Here is a 22,048-nt window from a genome sequence, read left to right as displayed (position 1 = left end):
GCGGGGTGGCGCATCGACACGGCAGCGGCATGGACAATCCGCGCATGAGCACTGTACCCACTGCACCTTCCACACCTTTGGCTATTGCCAGCGCCAGCGCACCCACCCCGATTCCGCCCCGCCAATGGGACATTTTTTGCCGCGTGATCGACAACTATGGCGACATCGGCGTGTGCTGGCGCCTGGCACAGGACTTGGCCCAGCGCGGCCAGCAGGTGCGCCTGTGGACTGACGACGCCTCTGCACTGCACTGGATGGCGCCGCAAGGCTGCCCGGGCGTGCAGGTGCGCGCCTGGGGCGGCGCTCTGGCAGCGCACGATGCACCCACCGACGTGCTGGTCGAAGCCTTTGGCTGCGAAATTACTCCTGATTTCATAGCTGCTTGCGCAATACAGGCGGGCGTCAGAGGCCAAAAACCTGTATGGATCAACCTGGAATACCTGTCCGCCGAATCGTATGTCGAGCGCTGCCATGCCCTGCCCTCGCCCGTGCTGCACGGCCCGGCGGCGGGCTGGACGAAGTGGTTTTTCTACCCCGGCTTCACCCCGGCCACGGGCGGCCTGTTGCGCGAGACCGATCTGCTGGCGCGCCAGGCGCAGTTTGACCGCAGCGCCTGGCGCCACGCGCATGTGGCCGAATGCAGCACAGCGGCCAACCCAGCGCCAGCGCATGGGCGCTGGATTTCGCTGTTCTGCTACGAGCCACCGGCCCTGCCCGCGCTGCTGGCCCAATGCGCACAGGCCGACCACCCCACCCGCCTGCTGGTCACGCCCGGTCGGGCCACAGCAGCCACGCAAGCCGCGTTAGCGCAAATAAAGCACCAAAACAGCCTCCAGGCCCCGCCAGACAAGCGCAACCAGCTATCAATTTCATATCTACCACCCGTGCCACACAGCGCATTCGACGAGATGCTCTGGGCCTGCGACCTGAACCTGGTGCGCGGCGAGGACTCGCTCGTGCGCGCACTGTGGGCCGGGCAAGCGCTGGTCTGGCAGATTTACCCGCAAGACGACAACGCCCACCACGACAAGCTGCAAGCGTTTCTCGACTGGTTGCAGGCACCGCCCTCGCTGCGCCAGTTCCACGCCGCCTGGAACGGCATAGAAGCCCTGCCACTGCCATCGCTGGACGACGCCACGCTGCACGAATGGGCCGTTTGCATACAGGCGGCACGCACCCGGCTGCTGGCGCAAAGCGATTTGGTCAGCCAGCTCATGGGGTGGTGCGAGCAGAAACGCTAAAATGGCGGGCTTTGCGCAAAAGCGCCGATTGCAATGTTTGCACCGGCAGCGCGCATCCCTGCCGCGGAACATGCACCGGCACAGGTCGCCCACCGGCGTCCCGCCCTCGCATAGAGCGGCCCAACCCCCAGCAAATGCTATGAAAATCGCTCAAGAAATCCGCGCCGGCAACGTCATCATGCACGGCAAAGACCCCATGGTCGTCCTGAAGACCGAATACGCCCGTGGTGGCCGCGGCGCCGCCACCGTGCGCATGAAGCTGAAAAGCCTGATCGGCAACTTCGGCACCGAAGTCGTGTTCAAGGCCGACGACAAGATCGACAACGTGATCCTCGACAAGAAAGAGTGCACCTACTCTTACTTTGCCGACCCGATGTATGTCTGCATGGACACGGAGTACAACCAGTACGAAGTCGAAGCCGAAAACATGGGCGACTCGCTGAACTACCTCGAAGACGGCATGACCGTGGAAGTGGTGTTCTACGACGGCAAGGCCATCTCGGTCGAACTGCCCACCAGCGTGGAGCGCGAAATCACCTGGACTGAGCCCGCCGTCAAGGGCGACACGTCCGGCAAGGTGCTCAAGCCCGCCAAGATCGCTACCGGCTTTGAAGTGCCCGTGCCCCTGTTCGTCAGCCAAGGCGACAAGATCGAAATCGACACCCGCACCGGCGAATACCGCAAGCGCGTGTAATGCCCACGGGCCGCGTGCCGCTGGCTGCGGTGCAGACACCCCCAGCAAAAAGGCTTCCCCAGGGAAGCCTTTTTTTGTGGGCGCGGCGCCCGTTGTATCGCACGGTGCTCTCGGCGGTCGGTATCAAAAAGATAGCTGCTCGCGCTGACTGCGAAAGGTTTTCAGTATCAAAACACTGTAAAAACTGCGCCGCATGTGCGCAAGCAGCTCACTTTTTTGAAGCACCTGAAGCACCGAGCGCGCCTCAAATGGGCTGCGCCACCAGATCGTGGCCGCGCACGCCGACGATGCGCGCCCGGGTGAACTCGCCCACCTTGAGCTGCTTGCTGATTTTCTCGGGTGGCAGCAGTTGCACGGTACCGTCAATCTCGGGGGCATCGGCGTAACTGCGGCCCACGCCGCCCTTGCGCCCCAGGCCGGGCGCCGAGTCGATCAGCACCTGCATGGTGGCGCCCACGCGGCGTTGCAGCTTGGCAATCGACACCTCTTCGGCCACGGCCATGAAGCGCGCGCGGCGCTCCTCACGCACTTCCAGGGGCAGCATGCCGGGCAGCTCGTTGGCAGCGGCGCCGTTGACATCGCTGTAGGCAAAGCAGCCTGCGCGGTCGATTTGCGCCTCGCGCAGGAAGTCGAGCAGGTGCTGGAATTCTTCTTCCGTCTCGCCCGGAAAACCGGCGATGAAGGTGCTGCGGATGACGATGTCGGGGCAGGCCTCGCGCCAGCGCTGGATGCGCTCCAGGTTCTTTTCGCCGCTGGCCGGGCGCTTCATGCGCTTCAACACATCGGGGTGGCTGTGCTGGAACGGCACGTCCAGGTAGGGCAGCACCAGGCCCTGGGCCATCAACGGAATCACCTCGTCCACACTGGGGTACGGGTACACGTAGTGCAGGCGCACCCAAGCGCCGTAGGGTGCGGCGATTTCACCCAGCGTCTGCACGAGTTCAAGCATGCGCGTCTTGACGGGTTTGCCGTCCCAGAAGCCGGTGCGGTACTTCACGTCCACGCCATAGGCCGAGGTGTCCTGGCTGATCACCAGCAGCTCTTTGACGCCGCCCTCGAACAGCGCCTTGGCCTCGGAGAGCACATCACCCACCGGGCGCGATACCAAGTCGCCGCGCATGGACGGGATGATGCAGAAGGTGCAGCGGTGGTTGCAGCCCTCGCTGATTTTCAGGTAGGCGTAGTGCTTGGGCGTGAGCTTGATACCGGCCACGCCAAAGCTGCCGGGCACCAGGTCGATGAAGGGGTCGTGCGGCTTGGGCAGGTTCTGGTGGACGGCGTCCATCACTTCTTGCGTGGCGTGCGGCCCGGTGACGGCAAGCACGCTGGGGTGCATCTCACGCACCAGATTGCCACCGCCCTCGCCCGCGCGCGCGCCCAGGCAGCCGGTGACGATGACCTTGCCATTTTCGGCCAGGGCCTCGCCGATGGTGTCCAGACTTTCGCGCACGGCGTCGTCGATGAAGCCGCAGGTATTGACGATGACCAAATCGGCACCGTCAAAGGTTTTGGAGGTTTGGTAACCCTCGGCGCTGAGCTGCGTGAGGATCAATTCGGAGTCGGTGAGCGCCTTGGGGCATCCAAGTGACACGAACCCGATTTTGGGTATTTTGGTGGGAGTGGGGGCTTCAATCATGGGCGTATTGTCCCAGCATTGGCCCCCCGGGGCACGCGCAGGGTCAGCGCTTGAGGCCCAGCACACCCAGCATCTGCTCGGTTTGCTTTTGCATTTTTTCCTGCATCTGGGTCACCATGCTGCGCGACTGCTCGGCGTAGTTGCCCATCAGACCTTGCAGCATGGGCGACTGCGCGCTCATGAACTGGGCCCAGATTTCGGGGGTCATGGTTTGCGATTGCTCAGCCAACTTGGTTTGCATGTCGGTGAAGACCTGCACGTTTTTTTCCAGGTAGTTGCCCATGAAGCCCTGCATGGCGTGGCCATAGGCGCGGATGATGTTGGCCAGCACCGCCTCGGTGAACAGTGGCGCGCCGCCGGCCTCCTCTTCCAGAATGATTTGCAGCAAGATGCTGCGCGTGATGTCTTCGCCAGTTTTGGCATCGCGTACCACCAGCGGCTGGCGCTCCATGACCAGTTGCTTGACCTGGGACAAGGTGATGTACGTCGATGTCGCGGTGTCGTAGAGGCGGCGGTTGGGGTATTTCTTGATCACACGCTGCGCCGCTTTGGTCACGGGCACCGTTTGGGGGTCTTGCACTACTGGCTCCTCGGGCAGTGGCCCATTCATTGATTGCGTCGCAACAGATTTTAGGGTGCCCGCCTTGGGCACAGGCACGGAATTACCCTCCAGCGCAACGAGCCGCCAAGCCGCACCCCACAAGCCTGCACCCCGGCAGACACGTTCTGAAAGACAATGCAGGCGCTGTGACTACCCGGTAAATCAATGCCCCCCCACCTGCACTGGCTGGAGCCCCAAGACCCGTTTCCATCCGCCACATTGGCCTGGGGCCCGGAAGATCCCGCACCGGGCCTGCTCGCAGCGGGCCATCACCTGGATGCAGAACACCTGCAACGTGCCTACAGCGAGGGGATTTTTCCGTGGTTTGGCACAGGCCAGCCGGTTTTATGGTGGAGCCCCGACCCGCGTATGGTGCTGCGCCCTCAGGAGTTTCGATTGCACCGCTCTTTGCGCCGCACGCTGCTGAAGTTTCGCGCCCAGCGTGGTTGCGAAATCCGCGTGGACAGTGCCTTTGAGGAGGTGATGCGTGCCTGTGCCAACACCGCTCGCCCAGGCCAGGACGGCACCTGGATTGTTCCCGGCGTTATCCAGGCTTACGCCGCATTCCATGCCGCAGGCCATGCCCACAGCGTGGAAACCTGGATCGATGGCCGTTTGGTGGGCGGGTTGTATTGCGTGGGAATAGGCCGGGCAGTGTTTGGCGAATCCATGTTCGCGCACCAGACCGATGCTTCCAAGATTGCGCTGGCCGCGCTGGTGTGTCTGTGCCGACAGCAGGGCGTCACACTCATCGATTGCCAGCAAAACACACGGCATCTGGCGTCTCTGGGCGCCCGTGAAATTGCGCGCGACCTCTTTTTGCAGCATGTGCGGCAAACGCGCAGCCAGCCACCACTGCGGTGGCAATTTGACCCCGTATACTGGAACGCGCTTTTGCCTCCTGAAGCCATTGCGGCATGACGCAACTCAACGACCTCCCCCCCCAAAAACTCCAGTTTTACGCCACCGCCCCCTACCAGTGCAGCTACCTCCCGGAGCGCCAGGCCCGCTCACAGGTGGCAACGCCAGGGCATCTGGTGTGCAGCGATAACTTCACCAGCCTGGTACAGCAGGGCTTTCGGCGCAGTGGCATGTTCACGTACCGTCCTTATTGCGACGGCTGTGATGCTTGCACACCGCTGCGCGTATTGGCGCAAGAGTTCACACCAGACCGCAGCCAGCGGCGCGCCTGGGCACGCCACAACACCTTGCAAACCCGGGTGATGAACCCTTGCTTTGTGCCAGAGCATTACCAGCTGTATCTGCGCTACCAGAACGGTCGCCATGCAGGCGGCGGCATGGACCACGACAGCATTGACCAATACACGCAGTTTTTATTGCAAAGCCGGGTCAATACACGGTTGGTGGAGTTTCGCCAGCCCAGCGACAACCACCCTCACGGCATCCTCAAAATGGTTTCCATCCTTGATTTGCTGGACGACGGGCTGTCTGCGGTCTATACCTTTTACGAGCCTGAAACCCACTGTAGCTATGGCACCTACGGCGTGCTGTGGCAAATTGAGCAGGTGCGTGCGCTGGGCCTGGCGCATGTGTACCTGGGCTACTGGATACAGGCCAGCCCCAAAATGAGCTACAAGGCCTCTTACCTCCCGCATGAAGTGCTGCACCAGCAGCAATGGAAACGGGTTTCCCACGCTACCGGCTTTTAGCCCACCCCATGCAATTTCACTCTATAAAATGCACGAACGCTGTGCGAGTTCGTTGCCCATGAAAAAAACAGATCCCGGAATTCACCATAAACCCAGCGTTCAGGTCATTGAACGTATCTTTGCACTGATCGATGTGCTGGCCTCCAAAGAAGAAGCGGTATCGCTGAAAGAAATCAGCGAAAGAACAGGCCTGCACCCCTCGACCACCCACCGCATCCTCAACGATTTGGCCACAGGGCGCTTTGTGGACAGGCCGGAAGCCGGCAGCTACCGACTGGGCATGCGCCTGCTGGAACTGGGCAATTTGGTCAAAGCGCGGCTGAGCGTGCGCGATGCGGCCCTGGCGCCCATGCGCGATCTGCACAAACTGATACAGCAGCCCGTTAACCTGAGCATGCGCCAGGGCGATGAAATTATCTATGTCGAACGCGCTTACAGCGAGCGATCTGGCATGCAGGTGGTGCGCGCCATTGGTGGCCGTGCACCACTGCACCTGACCTCCACCGGCAAGCTTTTTCTGGCAGCAGACGACCCCCAACATGTGCGCAATTACGCCATGCGCACCGGCCTCGCAGGCCACACCCGCAACAGCATCACACAATTGCCGACACTGGAGCGCGAACTGGCCAAGGCACGCCAACATGGCGTAGCCCGGGACAACGAGGAGCTTGAGCTGGGTGTTCGTTGTATGGCTGCGGGCGTTTACGACGACCAAGGCAAGCTGGTGGCAGGACTCTCGATCTCAGCCCCTGCAGACAGGCTGGACGAAGGCTGGCTCTCTAAACTACAGGCAACAGCCAACGAAATTTCACTGGCACTGGGCTATCCCGGCCCTGGCGCCCCCACCCAATTGCGATAAACCAAAGCTGCGGCACAGCGCAGCTTTGGTATTGTGTCAGTTGGCGCTGCGCATCTGCGCTTGAGACACGGTGGAGCGCAGTGCGGGCATAGACTCCACCCAATTGCGTACTCGCTCAGCATCTCCCAGACGGCTGAATTTTCCAGCAGAGTCCAAGAACACCATGATCAGCTTGCGCCCGGAAATTTGCGTCTGCATCACCAGGCAACGTCCTGCCTCAGAGATATAGCCGGTTTTCTGCAAGCCAATGTCCCACGAAGGGCTCTTTACCAAACGGTTGGTGTTGTTGTATTGCAATGTTCTGCTGCCCACCGCCACCTCGTAGCCGGGCGAAGTGGAAAACTCACGCAATATAGGATCGCTGTGCGCAACGTTCACCAGCACAGCCAGATCACGCGCACTGGACTGGTTGTTGCTGGACAGTCCGGTAGGCTCCACAAAACGGGTGTCCATCATGCCCAAAGCGCGCGCCTTGGCATTCATCTGGTTGACAAATACGGCCAACCCGCCAGGATAGGTGCGCCCCAGCGCATGGGCAGCACGGTTTTCACTCGACATCAGCGCAAGATGCAGCATCTCCCGACGGGTCAGCGTAGTTCCTACCATCAGGCGTGACCGACTGCCTTTTTCTGTATCAACGTCATCCTGGGTAATGGTGATGTGCTCATCCATCGACAAACGCGCTTGCATGATGAGCAACCCCGTCATGAGCTTGGTCAGCGATGCAATGGGCAAGACCGCATGGTCGTTTTTGCTGAGCAGAACTTCGTGTGTATCTTGATCAATCACCAAGGCCACACTCGATTTGAGATCAAGCGGATCACTGACCTTGTGCAAACCTGCCAGCTCACCAAACGAAAGCCGGGCTGGCTCCACCGCCGCCGCAGCAGCCACCGCGCGCACGGGGGTTCTGGCACTGGCCGCAGCAACACGCGAAGCCTTGACACCAACAGCGGCTTTACGCGCAACCACACGCACGGGCGTGCGCTTGGCTTGCTTGGCCGCAGCAGAACTGACCTGTTGTTTTTTGGAAGGCGATTTTTTGCGCTCTGCCGCATGCGCAGTGGGCAGCGAAATCGCCAAACCCAGCACACCGATGGTCAATGCTTGAAAGAAAGAACGCAGCACTGCGTTAGGACGGCGGAGCATCACGACGTGTCTCCAAACGGCAAAATGTGTCAATGTATTGCAATCAAAAAGTCAGGTGAGGCTTATGCCTCACCTGACTTTTGAATCGATTGTGTCAAATTATAGGGCTGAAACCCCGATTGACACGACACTTACTGTAGTGACCTAAGCGCTTTCAACCCTGCGCGGCCACACGATCGGCCTTGCTGTGCAGCTTGTTGAGCGCACTGAGGTAAGCCTTGGCCGAGGCCACCACGATATCGGGATCAGCGCCCACACCATTGACCACCCGACCGCTGTTTTGCAAGCGCACGGTCACTTCCCCTTGGCTCTCCGTGGAGCCACTGATAGCGTTGACCGAATACAGCACCATTTCGGCGCCGCTTTGCACATGGGATTCAATGGCTTTGAGGGATGCATCCACCGGCCCATTGCCAACCGACTCCGCTTTCACCTCTTTACCACCCACGGTGAAAACCACACAGGCGTGCGGCATCTCGCCCGTTTCGCTGTGCTGCGACAACGAAACAAAACCGTACTGCTCCTTCTCCGCGCTCACACTCTCGTCATTGACCAACGCCAGAATGTCTTCGTCAAAAATGTCGCTTTTACGATCGGCCAGCTCTTTGAAACGTGCGAAGGCAGAGTTGATTTCAGCCTCACTGTCCAGACTCACCCCCAGCTCTTGCAAGCGCTGCTTGAACGCATTGCGACCGCTGAGCTTGCCCAGCACAATCTTGTTGTTGCTCCAACCCACATCCTCGGCGCGCATGATTTCGTAGGTGTCGCGCGCCTTGAGCACGCCGTCCTGGTGAATACCGCTGGCATGGGCAAAGGCGTTGGCTCCCACCACCGCTTTGTTGGGCTGCACCACAAACCCGGTGATCTGGCTGACCATGCGGCTGGCAGCAACGATGTGCTGGGGGTCAATATTCAGATCAAGGTTGAAATAATCGCGCCGCGTTTTGACAGCCATGACCACTTCTTCCAGGGCGCAATTGCCAGCGCGCTCACCCAGACCATTGATCGTGCATTCAATTTGGCGCGCACCTCCAATCTTGACCCCAGCCAACGAGTTGGCCACCGCCATGCCCAAGTCGTTGTGGCAATGCACCGACCAGATGGCCTTGTCGCTGTTGGGCACACGTTCACGCAAAGTTTTGATGAAATTGCCGTACAACTCGGGAACGGCGTAACCCACCGTGTCGGGCACGTTGATGGTAGTGGCGCCTTCAGCAATCACCGCCTCGATCACGCGGCACAAAAAATCCGGATCGCTGCGGTAGCCATCTTCAGGGCTGAACTCAATATCGCCACAGAGGTTGCGGGCAAAACGTACCGATTGCTTGGCTTGCTCCAGCACCTGTTCGGGCGTCATGCGCAGCTTTTTCTCCATGTGCAACGCCGAGGTGGCAATGAAAGTGTGGATGCGTGCCCGGTTGGCACCTTGCAAAGCCTCGGCAGCACGTGCAATGTCGCGGTCGTTGGCGCGCGACAGCGAGCAGATGGTGGAATCCTTGATGTGGTTGGCAATCAACTGCACGGCATCAAAGTCGCCGTTGGAGCTGGCAGCAAAACCTGCCTCGATCACGTCCACCTTCAAGCGTTCCAACTGGCGGGCAATGCGCAACTTCTCGTCTTTGGTCATCGACGCACCGGGTGACTGCTCGCCATCGCGCAAGGTGGTATCGAAAATGATCAATTGGTCGGCCATGTGTTTTCTCCTGGTGTTTTGTTAACGGGTTGCCCGCAAGGTCAAAAATTCTGGTGCCCAAAACAAAAAGGCCCGTTGCGGGTGCATACGGGCCTTTGAGGAAAAAGTGTGCGCACGCGCCTTACTGCCTCCGCCCGAAGGAAGATAGCAGTAGGGCCAGAGCAAACGTTTTCATGCGTTCCAATGTAGCACAGTTGCTGCAGTGCCGCACTGCTTACTTGTGCAGCCCCCGCTCGTCGGGTTCATCCGTGGACGTACTGATGACGCTGGTTTGCACCCCCTTGGCCTTGCGCCAGGCGTACACGCCGTAACCACTGAGGCCGTACAGCACAAACACCCCGAACAAGGCAATCGGCGGATGGATGTTGATCACCGCAATACCCAGTGCGATCAGCACAATCACGACAAAAGGCACGCTTTTCTTCATCTGCACATCTTTGAAGCTGTAAAACGGCACATTGGTCACCATGGTCAGGCCGGCGTACAACGTAAATCCAAACATGACCCAGGCAATCTGCCGCCACGTCAGCCAGGCGGCATCAGCCCCCCGGTGCACGCCCAGTTCGCTCATGAGCCAGATCAAACCAGCCACCAGCGCGGCCGCCGCCGGCGATGGCAACCCCTGAAAGTAACGCTTGTCCACCACCCCGGTGTTGACATTGAAACGCGCCAGACGCAGCGCCGCACAAGCGCAATACACAAAAGCAGCAATCCAGCCCCAGCGCCCCAAATCCTTGAGCGCCCAGACGTAAGCGATGAGCGCAGGCGCCGCGCCAAAAGACACCATATCGGACAGTGAGTCCATTTGCTCGCCAAAAGCGCTTTGCGTGTTGGTCATGCGAGCCACGCGGCCATCGAGGCTGTCGAGCACCATGGCACAAAACACACCGATAGCAGCCATGTCAAAACGCCCGTCGACGGCCATGACAATCGCATAAAACCCCCCAAACAGCGCCGCCAGGGTGAACAGGTTGGGCAAGATGTAAATCCCTTTGCGGCGCTTGCGCACCAGAACCTCAGGGACGTCTTTGGCTCCATTGCCGTCATGCATCAAATTGACCTCCAGCGCACGTCCATCGTGCGCGAGCAGCTATAAAAATCATAGTATCTTAACCCACCAGTCGGTGCTGGAGGCAGATCGCAGTGTAGCGCCGCGCAAGGGCACGTCGGCCAATGAAAAAGGCCACCGAAGTGGCCTTTGGCAATCAGGACAGCAAGCAGCCCGGATCAGTTGCGGGTTTGGTCCACCAGCTTGTTCTTGGCGATCCAGGGCATCATGGCGCGCAGCTTCTCGCCCACCACTTCGATCTGGTGCTCGGCGTTCAGGCGGCGGCGGGCCGTCATGCTCGGGTAGTTGGTCTTACCTTCCAAGATGAACATCTTGGCGTATTCGCCGGTCTGGATGCGCTTCAGGGCAGCGCGCATGGCTTCGCGCGATTTGTCGTTGATGACTTCAGTGCCGGTCACGTACTCGCCATACTCCGCGTTGTTGGAGATGGAGTAGTTCATGTTGGCAATGCCGCCTTCGTACATCAGGTCAACAATCAACTTCAGCTCGTGCAGGCATTCGAAGTAGGCCATTTCAGGGGCGTAGCCAGCTTCGGTCAGGGTCTCGAAACCCATCTTCACCAGCTCGACGGCACCGCCGCACAGCACGGCTTGTTCGCCGAACAGGTCGGTTTCGGTTTCTTCCTTGAAGTTGGTTTCGATGATGCCGCCCTTGCCGCCGCCGTTGGCCGAAGCGTAGGACAGGGCCAGGTCACGGGCCTTGCCGGACTTATCCTGGTACACCGCGATCAGCGTGGGCACGCCGCCGCCTTTGAGGTATTCGGAACGCACGGTGTGGCCAGGGCCCTTGGGGGCGACCATGACCACGTCCAGATCGGCGCGGGGCACCACCTGGTTGTAGTGCACGTTGAAACCGTGGGCAAAAGCCAGCGTAGCGCCTTGCTTGATGTTCGGGGCGACGTTGTTGTTGTACACCTCGGGGATGTTCTCATCGGGCAAGAGGATCATGACCAGGTCAGCGGCTTTGACGGCATCGTTGACTTCCATCACGGTCAGGCCAGCCTTGGCGACCTTGTCCCAGGAAGCGCCACCTTTGCGCAGACCGACCACGACTTTCACGCCGCTTTCGTTCAGGTTCTGGGCGTGGGCATGGCCTTGGCTGCCGTAACCGATGATGGCCACGGTCTTGCCCTTGATCAGGCTCAGGTCACAGTCTTTATCGTAGAAAACTTTCATGTTGGCTCCAGGGGGTTAAATCGTTAAAAACGGAAAGTCAAAACAGGCACAACTCACACGCGCAGGATGCGCTCGCCACGGCCAATGCCGCTGGCGCCGGTGCGCACGGTTTCCAGAATGGCGGTGCGGTCCAGCGCTTGCAGGAAAGCATCGTTTTTGCTCTGGTCGCCGGTCAATTCGACGGTGTAGCTCTTGTCGGTCACGTCGATGATGCGGCCACGGAAAATGTCGGCCATGCGCTTCATCTCTTCGCGCTCCTTGCCCACAGCGCGCACCTTGACCATCATCAGCTCGCGCTCGGTGTAGGCGCCTTCGGTCAGATCGACCACCTTGACCACTTCGATCAGGCGGTTGAGGTGCTTGGTGATCTGTTCGATCACGTCATCCGAGCCAGTGGTCTGGATGGTCATGCGCGACAGCGAGGGGTCTTCGGTGGGCGCAACGGTCAGCGACTCGATGTTGTAACCACGGGCCGAAAACAGGCCCACCACGCGCGACAGCGCGCCAGGTTCGTTTTCGAGCAGGACGGCAATGATGTGTTTCATGGCAATGGATTCCTCTTTTTGCTGCCCTCCCCCGCTGCCGGTAAACAGCGGGCTTGGCAGGCAATAGATTCGTCTAAAAAATAACTATCAAAATGATAGCTGCTAGCGCTTACTAGATAAGCGCTGGAGGCCGATTTAGCTTAAAGCTCTTCCGAACCCAGCAGCATTTCGGTAATGCCCTTGCCCGCCTCCACCATGGGCCAGACGTTTTCGGTCGGGTCGGTGCGGAAGTCCATGAACACGGTGCGGTCCTTGATGGCACGGGCCTCGCGCAGGGCGGGCTCCACGTCTTCAGGGCGCTCAATCAGCATGCCGACGTGGCCGTAGGCCTCGGCCAGTTTGACGAAGTTGGGCAGCGCATCCATGTAGCTGTGGCTGTAGCGGCCTTGGTAGATCAGCTCTTGCCACTGGCGCACCATGCCCAGGTAGCGGTTATTCAGCGAAATCACTTTGACGTGCGTACCGTACTGCTGGCAGGTGGACAGCTCCTGGATGTTCATCTGGATGGAGCCTTCGCCGGTGATACACCAGCAATCGGCCTGCGGCTTGGCCAGCTTGATGCCCATCGCATACGGCAGGCCCACGCCCATGGTGCCCAGGCCACCCGAGTTGATCCAGCGGCGCGGCTCGTTGAACTTGTAGAACTGCGCGGCAAACATCTGGTGCTGGCCCACGTCCGAGGTGATGTAGCAGTCATCGTCCTTGGTCATGTTCCACAGGGTTTCAACCACAGCTTGCGGCTTGATGACCTCAGTGTTGGCGCGGTCGTAAGCCAGGCAATCCTTGACGCGCCAGCCTTCGATGGTGTCCCACCAGGCACCCAGAGCCTGGGCATCAGGGCGCTGCTGGCCCTCCTTGATCATGGTGATCAGTTCGGTCAGCACGTCTTTCACGTCGCCCACAATCGGCACATCCACCTTCACGCGCTTGGCGATGCTGGAGGGGTCGATATCGATGTGGATGATCTTGCGCTCCACCGAGGCAAAGTGCTTGGGGTTGCCAATCACGCGGTCGTCAAAGCGGGCGCCCACGGCCAACAGCACATCGCAATGCTGCATGGCGTAGTTGGCCTCGACGGTGCCGTGCATGCCCAGCATGCCCAGGAACTTCTTGTCGGTGGCGGGGTAAGCACCCAGCCCCATCAAGGTATTCGTGACCGGGTAGCCCAGCATATCGACCAGCGTGCGCAGTTCGTTGCAGGCATTGCCCAGCAACACACCACCGCCGGTGTAAATGTAGGGGCGCTTGGCATTCAGCAGCAATTGCAGTGCCTTGCGAATCTGGCCACCGTGCCCCTTGCGCACCGGGTTGTACGAGCGCATGGCGACCGATTCCGGGTAACCATGGTAGGCGGTCTTGTTGAACGACACATCCTTGGGCACATCCACCACCACCGGGCCGGGGCGACCGGTGCGGGCAATGTGGAAGGCTTTTTTCATGATGTCGGCCATGTCACGCACATCCTTGACCAGGAAGTTGTGCTTGACGATGGGGCGGGTGATGCCCACGGTATCGCACTCTTGGAAGGCATCGGAGCCAATGGCTGCCGTGGCCACCTGGCCCGAGATGATGACCATCGGGATGCTGTCGCTGTAAGCGGTGGCTATGCCGGTGACGGCGTTGGTCAGGCCGGGGCCAGAAGTCACCAGGGCCACGCCCACCTCGCCAGTGGCGCGGGCAAAACCATCGGCAGCATGCACCGCTGCCTGCTCGTGGCGCACCAGCACGTGCTGGATGGTGTCTTGCTTATAAATGGCGTCGTAGATGTAGAGGACTGCGCCGCCGGGGTAACCCCAGATGTACTGCACGCCTTCAGCCTGCAACGACTTGACGAGAATCTCGGAGCCCATGAGCTCGGGGGTATTGGATGCGTTTTGAGCAGCAGCCGCGGAAGAGATTTCCGCTTTGGTGATTTCCATGATGAACCTTTGTGAATTTCTCTAACGAAAAACCTTCGGTGCTCCTTGCGCGAACTCTTGTGAAGCCGGCTTGGAACTTGAGACCAAGGCCATGGACGAGAAGAGTGCCCCGCCGGACCGTGACCCGTTTGCTTTTTTGATGTACGGCGCGGATTATCGCACTGCAACATACGAATATGGGACGGGCGCCAAAAAAAGCCATCCCGGTGCGATAATCCCGTGCTTGTGCGCCCCAGGCCCGCCGCGCGCCAGACGACCTCTTTCAGCGACACCTCTTGGCTACCGAACAAGAACTTTCCGATTTCCTTAAAAGCGTGGAAAAACGCGCGTTCAAGCGTTCGTATTACCACGTGCGCAACGAGGAAGCGGCTTTGGACATCGTGCAGGAAAGCATGATGAAACTGTCGGAGCATTACGGCGACAAACCCGCCAACGAGCTGCCAATGCTGTTTCAGCGCATTTTGTCCAACTGCACGCTGGACTGGTTTAGGCGCCAAAAAAGGCACAACGCCCTGTTTTCCCACCTCAGTGACTTTGAAGCGCCCGGTGACGATGCCGGCGACTTCGACCTGCTGGAAGCATGGGCAGGGCCTGACGATGGCGAGCGCGCCCAAAGCGCTGAAGACTTGGCCCGGCGCAGTCAAACGTTGCGCGATATTGAAATAGAAATCCAGGCACTGCCTCCACGTCAACGGGAGGCGTTTTTGATGCGTTATTGGGAAGAGATGGACGTGGCTGAAACCGCAGCCGCCATGGGTTGCTCTGAGGGCAGTGTCAAAACCCATTGCTTTCGCGCCGTCCAAGCCCTCAGCAAAGCCCTGAAGGCCAAAGGAATAGAACCATGAACACTTTGCAATCGCACCCCCACGAATCTGCCTGCGACGTCTATGCACGCCGCTTGGCTGCGCGCCTGGACGACAGCACAGGAGAGCTACCCCACGATATTTCGGAGCGCCTGCGGGCGGCGCGCGTACAGGCACTGGCCCAACGCAAAAAAGCCGTTCCAGTACACCAGACGGCACCTACAGTGGTGCAAACAGGCGCCAGCGCCGCGCTGGGCTGGCTGGGCGGTGGCAGTGGCTGGTGGCGCTCCCTGCTAGGCGCAGTTCCGGCCATGGCACTGATGGTGGGTCTGGTGGTCATCAACTTTTCGCAAGACGCATACAGCACGGCAGAAGTAGCCGAAGTGGATGCCGCCTTGCTCACCGATGATTTGCCGCCCGCAGCCTACGCAGACCCTGGATTTGTGCAATTCCTCAAAGCAGGCGGCACACAAAACCACTGACAACTGCGCACGCCTGCATGCACGTACTGGACTCCGCCCCCTCCCGCTTTAGCCCCAGCATCTGCGCAGCCTTGGTGCTGCTGGGTGCGCTGACCCTGTGTGGCTGGCAAGTCTTGCAGCAAGTACGCATGGCCCCTGGCACCGTGCTGCCTGTAGGGGCCCTGACCAGCAAGCAAGCCACCAACGATATGCGTCCCACAGATGCAGCCGTCCCCGCCTCTGGCCCCGGCTGGATGGAACTCACGGCGGCACAAAAACTGGCGCTGCGCCCATTGGCAGAGCGCTGGTCTTTTCTGAGTGAGCTGCAAAAACGCCGTTGGCTGGTGTTGGCACAAAGTTTCGCCAGTTTGCCTGCCCCCGAGCAAGCCAAGCTGCATGAGCGCATGACCGAATGGGCCAATCTCAGTGCGCAGCAGCGCAACCAGGCGCGTCTGAATTTCGCAACTGCCAACAAACTGGCTCCCGACAACAAACGTGCGCAGTGGGAGGCTTACCAAGCCTTGAGCAGCGAAGAAAAAAAGCGTTTGGCTGCGGGCGCTACCCCCCGTCCTACGGGGGCTGCCACAGCGCTGCGACCTGTGCCTGCACGCAAACTGGCCCAGGTGCCCGCGGCCACTGCCAGCGATGCCAATCCGCTGAACCCCCCCAAAATTCCTCCCCCGCCCAGCCGTATAGCGCGCACTGCACCATCCCAGCCAGCCACGGACACACGCACACACACGGCAGAACCCATCGTGGTTGAAACCGTACCGATTTCTGTCCCTATCGCTACGCCACTGCCACTGCCCCCATTACCATCGGGTTCTGCCCCTGCGGAGCTACCGCCTCCCTCCGAGCCCGATTCGCCTAATTTCCACTGACTTTCTGAATGCACGCCTCGCCATCGCGCCCATCCCGGCAGCACCCCCAGGCTGGGCCGACAGCCCCTGAATCCACCTTGCTGCAAGCTCCGCCCCTGCCACGGCGCATGGCATGCTGGCTCTACGAGGGGCTGCTGATGTTTGGCGTGGTCTTCATTGCGGGCTATTTGTTCAGCACCCTCAGCCAAACGCGCCACGCGCTGGACAACCGGCACGCACTGCAAGGCTTTTTGTTTGTGGTGTTTGGCATTTACTTCACCTGGTTTTGGGCCAAAGGGCAAACACTGGCCATGAAAACCTGGCACATCCGCGCAGTTGATGCACAAGGCCAACCACTGAGCCAAGGGCGCGCACTGTGGCGCTACGTCTTGAGCTGGCTGTGGTTTCTGCCACCCTTGCTGGGCGTTGCGCCCTTTGCGCTTTCAGGCCCGGAAATCACGGTCATCGTATTGGGCTGGGTAGCGGTTTGGGCCATTCTGAGCCGCTTTCATCCGCAGCGCCAGTTTTTGCACGATGCACTGGCAGGCACCCGGCTGGTGCATTTCGATGCGGCCCGAAGAAACAAACCCGTCTGAAAACACCTTCACGGCCTCCAGCACCTTCAGGCAGCTGGCGCAAAACTCCGCCCATGTCGCACCCCCCTCCCGCTCCACACGAACCCACCAACGCCCAGAAAAACCGCACCGGCCTGCACCGCCTGTGGCATGCCACGCGCTATTCGCTGGACGGGCTGCGCGCTGGCTGGGGTGAAGCGGCCTTTCGCCAAGAGGCCAGCGCAGCGCTGGTGCTGTTGCCCTTGTCGGTGTGGCTGGGTCGTGGCTGGACTGAAGTGGCCCTGCTGGCAGGCTCGGTTGTGCTGCTGATGGTGGTAGAGCTGCTCAACAGTGGCATTGAAGCGGCCATTGACCGCATCGGGCCCGAATGGCACGCACTGTCCAAACGGGCCAAGGACATGGGAAGCGCCGCCGTTTTACTCAGTTTGTTGCTGTGCGTGGGCATTTGGGCCAGCGCGATTTACCAGAGGTTTCTCCATGGCTGAACCGGCTTTTTCGATTTGTGTTTATTGCGGCTCGCGCCCTGGCGAGAACGCACTGTTTGCCCAGGCGGCGCGCGCTGTCGGCACCTGGATAGGTGCCAACGGTGGGCAACTGGTGTATGGCGGCGGGCGCAGCGGGCTGATGGGCACCGTGGCCGATGCCACCCAGGCCGCTGGTGGCCGCGTGGTGGGCGTGATCCCGCAATCGCTGGTGGACAAAGAACATGCGCGCCACGCCTGCGACGAGTTGCACATCGTGCGCACCATGCACGAACGCAAAGCCTTGATGGCCGAGCGCAGCAATGCCTTTTTGGCCCTGCCCGGCGGGATAGGCACCTTTGAAGAACTGTTTGAAGTCTGGACCTGGCGCCAATTGGGCTACCACGACAAGCCTATCGGGCTGCTGAACGTGGCGGGCTATTACGACGCCATGCTGGCCTTTCTGCAGCACAGCGTTGCCAGCGGCTTCATCGGTGAATGGCAAATGGGACTGGTACAAACCGGCCAGGAAACCGATGTCCTGCTGCGCTCTCTGGTGCAAGACATACGCACCGATGCACCAGAGACAGCGCTGCAAGCAGTGATTTGAGGGCTTAAATCGCCGATTCGTCGAGGTCGCCGGTACGGATGCGCACCACGCGCTCCACCTGGGTAATGAAAATCTTGCCGTCGCCGATTTTGCCGGTGCGGGCCACATTCACGATGGCGTCCACGCAGCGATCCAGGTCCTCGCTCTTGACCACCACTTCAATTTTTACCTTGGGCAAAAAGTCCACCACGTACTCGGCACCCCGGTACAGTTCGGTGTGGCCTTTTTGCCGGCCAAAGCCTTTGACTTCCGTGACCGTCAGGCCCGTGACGCCGCAATCGGCCAATGCCTCACGGACTTCCTCCAGTTTGAAGGGCTTGATGACGGCGGTGATCATTTTCATAGTGAGAACTCCTGGGAACATGTAATTCGGTGCAGCGCCACGGGCTGCGTGCGCTCAGGCGCGAAAGCGGTTGGTAACGGGGTAGCGCCAGTCTTTGCCAAAACTGCGCTGCGTCACCCGGGGCCCCAGCGGCGCCTGGCGGCGTTTGTATTCATTCACCTGAATCAGGCGCGTGACACGCTCGACATCGGCGGACGCAAATCCGGCAGCAATGATGGCCGCTATGGGCTCGTCATTTTCCATATAACGCTCCACGATCGCGTCGAGCACTTCATAAGGCGGCAGACTGTCTTGGTCTTTCTGGTCGGGACGCAACTCGGCGCTGGGGGGCCGGGTGATGATGCGCTCGGGGATGGGGTTGTGGCCGGTGCCGTAGGGGTCGTTGAGGTTGCGCCAGCGTGCCAGCGCATACACCATGGTTTTGGGCACGTCTTTGATGACGGCAAAACCACCGGCCATGTCACCGTACAAGGTGCAGTAGCCCGTGGCCAACTCGCTTTTGTTGCCGGTGGTCAGCACCACGGCGCCGAACTTGTTCGACAAGGCCATGAGCAGCGTGCCCCGGATGCGCGCTTGCAGGTTTTCTTCGGTGGTGTCTTCAGCGCGCCCGGCAAAGTCAGCGGCCAGCGCCGCTTTGAAGGCTTCAAACTGCGGCGCAATGGCGATTTCTTCGTAGTGCACACCCAGGCGCTGCGCCATCTCGCTGGCATCCATGCCGCTGATGTCCGCTGTGTAGGGCGACGGCATCATCACCGTGCGCACACGCTGCGGCCCCAGCGCATCGACCGCAATGGCCAGCACCAGCGCCGAGTCCATGCCGCCCGACAAGCCCAGCAGCACGCCCGGAAAGCGGTTTTTGCCGACATAGTCGCGCACAGCCAGCACCAGCGCGTCCCACAGCTCGGCGTGCAGCGTGGCTTGGGGAGCCACATCCGCTTCTATTTTGATAGCTGCTTGCGCCCGCTGCGCCTGCGTAAACACCAGTTTTTCTATAAATCCGGGGGCACGGCCTGCCACGATGCCATCGGTGTTCAGGGCAAAAGAGCGGCCATCGAACACCAACTCGTCCTGGCCGCCCACCATATGGGCATAGACCAGTGGCAGCCCGGTTTGCAGCACGCGCTCGCGCATGGTCTGCTCACGCTCGGCGGCTTTGCCCGCGTGGAAGGGCGAGGCGTTGATGACCGCCAGCAGCTCGGCCCCGGCCTGTGCCGCAGCGCGCGCGGGCGCCTCCAGCCAGGCGTCTTCGCAAATCAGCAAGCCCACACGCACACCCGCCACCTCGAAAACGCAGGGCTGGCGCAGCGGTGTGAAATGGCGGCGTTCGTCAAAAACGCTGTAATTGGGCAGCTCCCACTTGGCGTAGGTGTGCTCGACCAGGCCATGGCGCAGTACGCTGGCCGCGTTGTGGCAAGACGGACGGGCGCTGGCATGGCCGGTAACGCGTTGGGGGTGGCCCAGCACGATGGCCAGGCCGTTCAACCCTGCGGTCTCGCGGGCCACGGTTTTCACGGCATCATCGCAAGCGGCCAGAAAAGCCGGGCGCAAGAACAGGTCTTCAGCGGCGTAACCGCAGATGGCCAGCTCGGGCGTCAGCAACAGCTGTGCGCCAGCCGCATGGGCCTGGCGGGCAGCGTCAATGATTTTTTGGGCATTGCCGGGCATATCGCCCACGACAAAATTAAGCTGCGCAGTGCAAATGGAGAGCGTCATGGAATGGAAAACGGTCGCCGTGGCCGAAATGGATAGTGCCTTGCCCACCGGGCCTGGTCAGGTGGCAGACTGCCGCTACAGGAGCGGCCGTGGCTGAAGGCGCAATTATCACCCGCGTGTTCAACACCGTGCTGGACATTGACGCCAGCGCCTGGAACCAGCTGCTGGCCGCACAGCCACACGCCACGCCCTTCATGCGCCATGAATACCTGGCGGCCCTGCACACCAGCGCCAGCGCCACTGCGGCCACGGGCTGGGCGCCGCAGTTTTTCACCCTCTGGCAGGCGGGTGTGCTGGTGGCAGCGTGCCCGGTGTATATCAAAGACCATTCGTATGGCGAATACGTGTTCGACCACGCCTGGGCCAACGCCTACCACGCGCACGGTCTGGCGTATTACCCCAAGGCCGTGGTGGCCGTGCCTTTCACCCCCGTGCCCGGTGCGCGGCTGTTGGCACGCGATGCCACCCTGCGCCGCGCTCTGGTGGCGGCCCTGCGCGACTGGTGCGCAGGCCAGGGCCTGTCATCGCTGCACGTGCTGTTCGCCAGCGATGGCGATCTGATCGCCTGCACTGCCGAGGGGCTGCTGCAACGCCACACGGTGCAGTTTCACTGGCGCAACGCCGACTACACCGACTTTGAGCATTTCCTGGCCAGCCTGACCCAGGAAAAGCGCAAAAAAATCCGCCAGGAGCGCCGCCGTGTGACCGAAGCGGGCGTCACTTTCCGCTGGCTGCGCGGTGCCGACATCACACCCGCCGACTGGGATTTCTTTTACCGCTGCTACGAGCGCACCTACCTGGAACACGGCAATCTGCCCTACCTGTCACGCGCGTTCTTTGCGCACATGCACAGCGACATGGCAGAGACTTGGGTGCTGTTCATTGCCGAGCGGGCGGGTCGTGCCATTGCTAGCAGTTTGATAGCTGTAAGCGCTGACCCAGCAAGCGCTGGGGGCCAAAATGATCTCAAATCACCTACCCCCATCGCTTATGGCCGCTATTGGGGCGCCCTGGAGCGCGTGGACTGCCTGCACTTTGAGGCCTGCTACTACCAGCCCTTGCAGTGGTGCATCGCGCACGGGATACAGCGTTTTGAAGGCGGCGCCCAGGGCGAACACAAAATGGCCCGCGCCCTGCTCCCAGTGCCCGCCCACAGCGCACACTGGCTGGCACATCCGGCCTTCGCCGACGCGGTGGATCGCTTTCTGGAGCGCGAAAGCACTGGCGTTGCGCAGTACCTGGAACATTTGCAATCGCGCAGCCCGCTGAAACAGCCATAACCTGCCCCGCCATTACTGGCCTGCACCCATGAAAAAAAGCCTGCGGGCACAGGCCGGCAGGCTTTTTTTGGGGGATGTGGCGGGCAGTCTGCGCCGCCCAGGATCAGGCTTGGGACTGCTGGTAGTTGGCCAGACCGTCGGTGATTTCTTTGTGGGCGGCCTCAATGCCTTCCCAGCCCAGCACCTTGACCCACTTGCCTTCTTCCAGGTCTTTGTAATGCTCAAAGAAATGGCTGATGGCTTTGAGGCGCATGGGGTTCACATCGCCGATGTCTTTCCAGGCCGAGTACATGGCCAGCACCTTGTTGGTGGGAACGGCCAGCACTTTGCCGTCGATGCCAGCTTCGTCTTCCATCTTCAGGATACCCAGCGCACGGCAGGGCACCACCACGCCGGGCAGCAGTGGGTAGGGGGTGATGACCAGCACGTCCACCGGGTCGCCGTCGCCGCTGAGGGTCTGGGGCACGTAGCCGTAGTTGGAGGGGTAGTACATGGCCGTGGTCATGAAACGGTCCACGAAAATAGCGCCCGATTCCTTGTCCACTTCGTACTTGATCGGGTCAGAATCCATGGGGATTTCAATGACCACGTTGAAAGACTCGGGAATGTTTTTGCCGGGAGTGACGTTGTTGAGGGACATGGTTGTCGGTCGTGTGGTTGATAAAGGCCAAGAATCCCCGTCGGGATTAAC

Annotated in this window: 23 protein-coding genes; 12 read left to right on the top strand and 11 right to left on the bottom strand. The window is 60.5% G+C overall.

From position 1 onward, the window contains the following. Positions 1 to 44 precede the first annotated feature (44 nt). Both earP and efp read left to right on the top strand, forming a co-directional pair. Positions 45 to 1,241, top strand: coding sequence for an elongation factor P maturation arginine rhamnosyltransferase EarP (earP, locus tag EV674_RS04925; RefSeq protein WP_119012330.1), 1,197 nt, complete (start codon positions 45 to 47; stop codon positions 1,239 to 1,241). 139 nt (positions 1,242 to 1,380) lie between these two features. Continuing rightward, entirely contained in the window at positions 1,381 to 1,935 is a 555-nt protein-coding gene (gene efp / locus EV674_RS04920; RefSeq protein WP_056642658.1) for an elongation factor P, read from the top strand. Between the two features lie 244 nt (positions 1,936 to 2,179). On the opposite strand, the gene rimO is transcribed toward efp, so the two are convergent. Together rimO and phaR are read right to left on the bottom strand one after the other, a co-directional pair. Further along, positions 2,180 to 3,571, bottom strand: a complete 1,392-nt coding sequence (rimO, locus tag EV674_RS04915) for a 30S ribosomal protein S12 methylthiotransferase RimO (RefSeq protein ID WP_119012271.1) — start codon at positions 3,569 to 3,571, stop codon at positions 2,180 to 2,182. 43 nt (positions 3,572 to 3,614) lie between these two features. Then, positions 3,615 to 4,181, bottom strand: coding sequence for a polyhydroxyalkanoate synthesis repressor PhaR (phaR, locus tag EV674_RS04910; RefSeq protein WP_119012270.1), 567 nt, complete (start codon positions 4,179 to 4,181; stop codon positions 3,615 to 3,617). Between the two features lie 156 nt (positions 4,182 to 4,337). Here phaR and aat point away from each other — a divergent pair, with 156 nt between their 5' ends. From aat to EV674_RS04895, 3 genes are read left to right on the top strand one after another with little or no spacing between them, the layout of a single operon-like run. Continuing rightward, positions 4,338 to 5,093 carry a leucyl/phenylalanyl-tRNA--protein transferase gene (aat, locus tag EV674_RS04905; RefSeq protein ID WP_119012269.1) on the top strand — a complete coding sequence of 252 codons (756 nt, stop codon included), beginning with the start codon at positions 4,338 to 4,340 and terminating at the stop codon, positions 5,091 to 5,093. Then, complete coding sequence (locus EV674_RS04900; protein WP_119012268.1) at positions 5,090 to 5,842, top strand: arginyltransferase; 753 nt, start codon at positions 5,090 to 5,092, stop codon at positions 5,840 to 5,842. The genes aat and EV674_RS04900 overlap by 4 nt, the downstream gene beginning before the upstream one ends. Positions 5,843 to 5,900: 58 nt before the next feature. Further along, a complete protein-coding gene (locus tag EV674_RS04895; protein WP_119012329.1) occupies positions 5,901 to 6,701 on the top strand; it encodes an IclR family transcriptional regulator in 801 nt (266 codons plus the stop codon). Between the two features lie 36 nt (positions 6,702 to 6,737). Here the strand turns inward: EV674_RS04895 and pbpG are convergent, their stop codons facing one another. The 6 genes from pbpG to EV674_RS04865 form a co-directional block, all read right to left on the bottom strand. Continuing rightward, positions 6,738 to 7,850, bottom strand: a complete 1,113-nt coding sequence (gene pbpG, locus EV674_RS04890) for a D-alanyl-D-alanine endopeptidase (protein WP_119012267.1) — start codon at positions 7,848 to 7,850, stop codon at positions 6,738 to 6,740. 154 nt (positions 7,851 to 8,004) lie between these two features. Further along, positions 8,005 to 9,543, bottom strand: coding sequence for a 2-isopropylmalate synthase (locus EV674_RS04885; protein ID WP_119012266.1), 1,539 nt, complete (start codon positions 9,541 to 9,543; stop codon positions 8,005 to 8,007). A 214-nt stretch (positions 9,544 to 9,757) separates the two neighbouring features. Then, positions 9,758 to 10,594, bottom strand: coding sequence for a CDP-diacylglycerol--serine O-phosphatidyltransferase (gene pssA, locus EV674_RS04880; RefSeq protein ID WP_119012265.1), 837 nt, complete (start codon positions 10,592 to 10,594; stop codon positions 9,758 to 9,760). Between the two features lie 176 nt (positions 10,595 to 10,770). Further along, positions 10,771 to 11,787: a ketol-acid reductoisomerase gene (gene ilvC / locus EV674_RS04875; RefSeq protein ID WP_119012264.1), complete on the bottom strand. Its 1,017-nt coding sequence runs from the start codon at positions 11,785 to 11,787 to the stop codon at positions 10,771 to 10,773. A gap of 53 nt (positions 11,788 to 11,840) precedes the next feature. Then, positions 11,841 to 12,332, bottom strand: coding sequence for an acetolactate synthase small subunit (gene ilvN / locus EV674_RS04870; protein ID WP_119012263.1), 492 nt, complete (start codon positions 12,330 to 12,332; stop codon positions 11,841 to 11,843). Positions 12,333 to 12,472: 140 nt separating this feature from the next. Further along, a complete protein-coding gene (locus EV674_RS04865) occupies positions 12,473 to 14,251 on the bottom strand; it encodes an acetolactate synthase 3 catalytic subunit (RefSeq protein WP_119012262.1) in 1,779 nt (592 codons plus the stop codon). 275 nt (positions 14,252 to 14,526) lie between these two features. Between EV674_RS04865 and EV674_RS04860 the strand changes: the two genes are divergently transcribed. From EV674_RS04860 to EV674_RS04835, 6 genes are read left to right on the top strand one after another with little or no spacing between them, the layout of a single operon-like run. Continuing rightward, complete coding sequence (locus tag EV674_RS04860) at positions 14,527 to 15,096, top strand: RNA polymerase sigma factor (protein ID WP_119012261.1); 570 nt, start codon at positions 14,527 to 14,529, stop codon at positions 15,094 to 15,096. Beyond that, positions 15,093 to 15,536 carry a DUF3619 family protein gene (locus EV674_RS04855; protein ID WP_119012260.1) on the top strand — a complete coding sequence of 148 codons (444 nt, stop codon included), beginning with the start codon at positions 15,093 to 15,095 and terminating at the stop codon, positions 15,534 to 15,536. The genes EV674_RS04860 and EV674_RS04855 overlap by 4 nt, the downstream gene beginning before the upstream one ends. Before the next feature lie 17 nt (positions 15,537 to 15,553). Continuing rightward, entirely contained in the window at positions 15,554 to 16,396 is an 843-nt protein-coding gene (locus EV674_RS04850) for a DUF3106 domain-containing protein (protein WP_119012259.1), read from the top strand. 8 nt (positions 16,397 to 16,404) lie between these two features. Then, positions 16,405 to 16,971, top strand: a complete 567-nt coding sequence (locus EV674_RS04845; RefSeq protein WP_119012258.1) for an RDD family protein — start codon at positions 16,405 to 16,407, stop codon at positions 16,969 to 16,971. Between the two features lie 53 nt (positions 16,972 to 17,024). Then, positions 17,025 to 17,435: a diacylglycerol kinase gene (locus EV674_RS04840; protein WP_119012257.1), complete on the top strand. Its 411-nt coding sequence runs from the start codon at positions 17,025 to 17,027 to the stop codon at positions 17,433 to 17,435. After that, entirely contained in the window at positions 17,428 to 18,021 is a 594-nt protein-coding gene (locus EV674_RS04835) for an LOG family protein (protein ID WP_119012256.1), read from the top strand. The genes EV674_RS04840 and EV674_RS04835 overlap by 8 nt, the downstream gene beginning before the upstream one ends. Positions 18,022 to 18,025: 4 nt before the next feature. Here EV674_RS04835 and EV674_RS04830 read toward each other — a convergent pair whose 3' ends face one another. Continuing rightward, complete coding sequence (locus EV674_RS04830; RefSeq protein ID WP_119012255.1) at positions 18,026 to 18,364, bottom strand: P-II family nitrogen regulator; 339 nt, start codon at positions 18,362 to 18,364, stop codon at positions 18,026 to 18,028. A 54-nt stretch (positions 18,365 to 18,418) separates the two neighbouring features. Continuing rightward, positions 18,419 to 20,077, bottom strand: a complete 1,659-nt coding sequence (locus EV674_RS04825; RefSeq protein ID WP_119012254.1) for an NAD+ synthase — start codon at positions 20,075 to 20,077, stop codon at positions 18,419 to 18,421. Positions 20,078 to 20,166: 89 nt separating this feature from the next. Between EV674_RS04825 and EV674_RS04820 the strand changes: the two genes are divergently transcribed. Beyond that, positions 20,167 to 21,357 (top strand): GNAT family N-acetyltransferase, encoded by a 1,191-nt coding sequence (locus EV674_RS04820; protein WP_119012253.1) that lies wholly within the window; start codon positions 20,167 to 20,169, stop codon positions 21,355 to 21,357. A gap of 103 nt (positions 21,358 to 21,460) precedes the next feature. On the opposite strand, the gene ppa is transcribed toward EV674_RS04820, so the two are convergent. Next, the gene (ppa, locus tag EV674_RS04815) at positions 21,461 to 21,997 is read right to left on the bottom strand and encodes an inorganic diphosphatase (RefSeq protein WP_119012252.1); all 537 of its coding nucleotides are present in this window, start codon (positions 21,995 to 21,997) and stop codon (positions 21,461 to 21,463) included. Between the last annotated feature and the right edge of the window lie 51 nt (positions 21,998 to 22,048).

The organism is Simplicispira metamorpha (genome assembly GCF_004341365.1).
In the GTDB taxonomy this organism is placed as follows: Bacteria; Pseudomonadota; Gammaproteobacteria; order Burkholderiales; family Burkholderiaceae_C; genus Simplicispira; species Simplicispira metamorpha.
The sequence above is the reverse complement of the archived record's forward strand: the minus strand, read 5'-3'. Positions and strand labels throughout refer to the sequence as shown.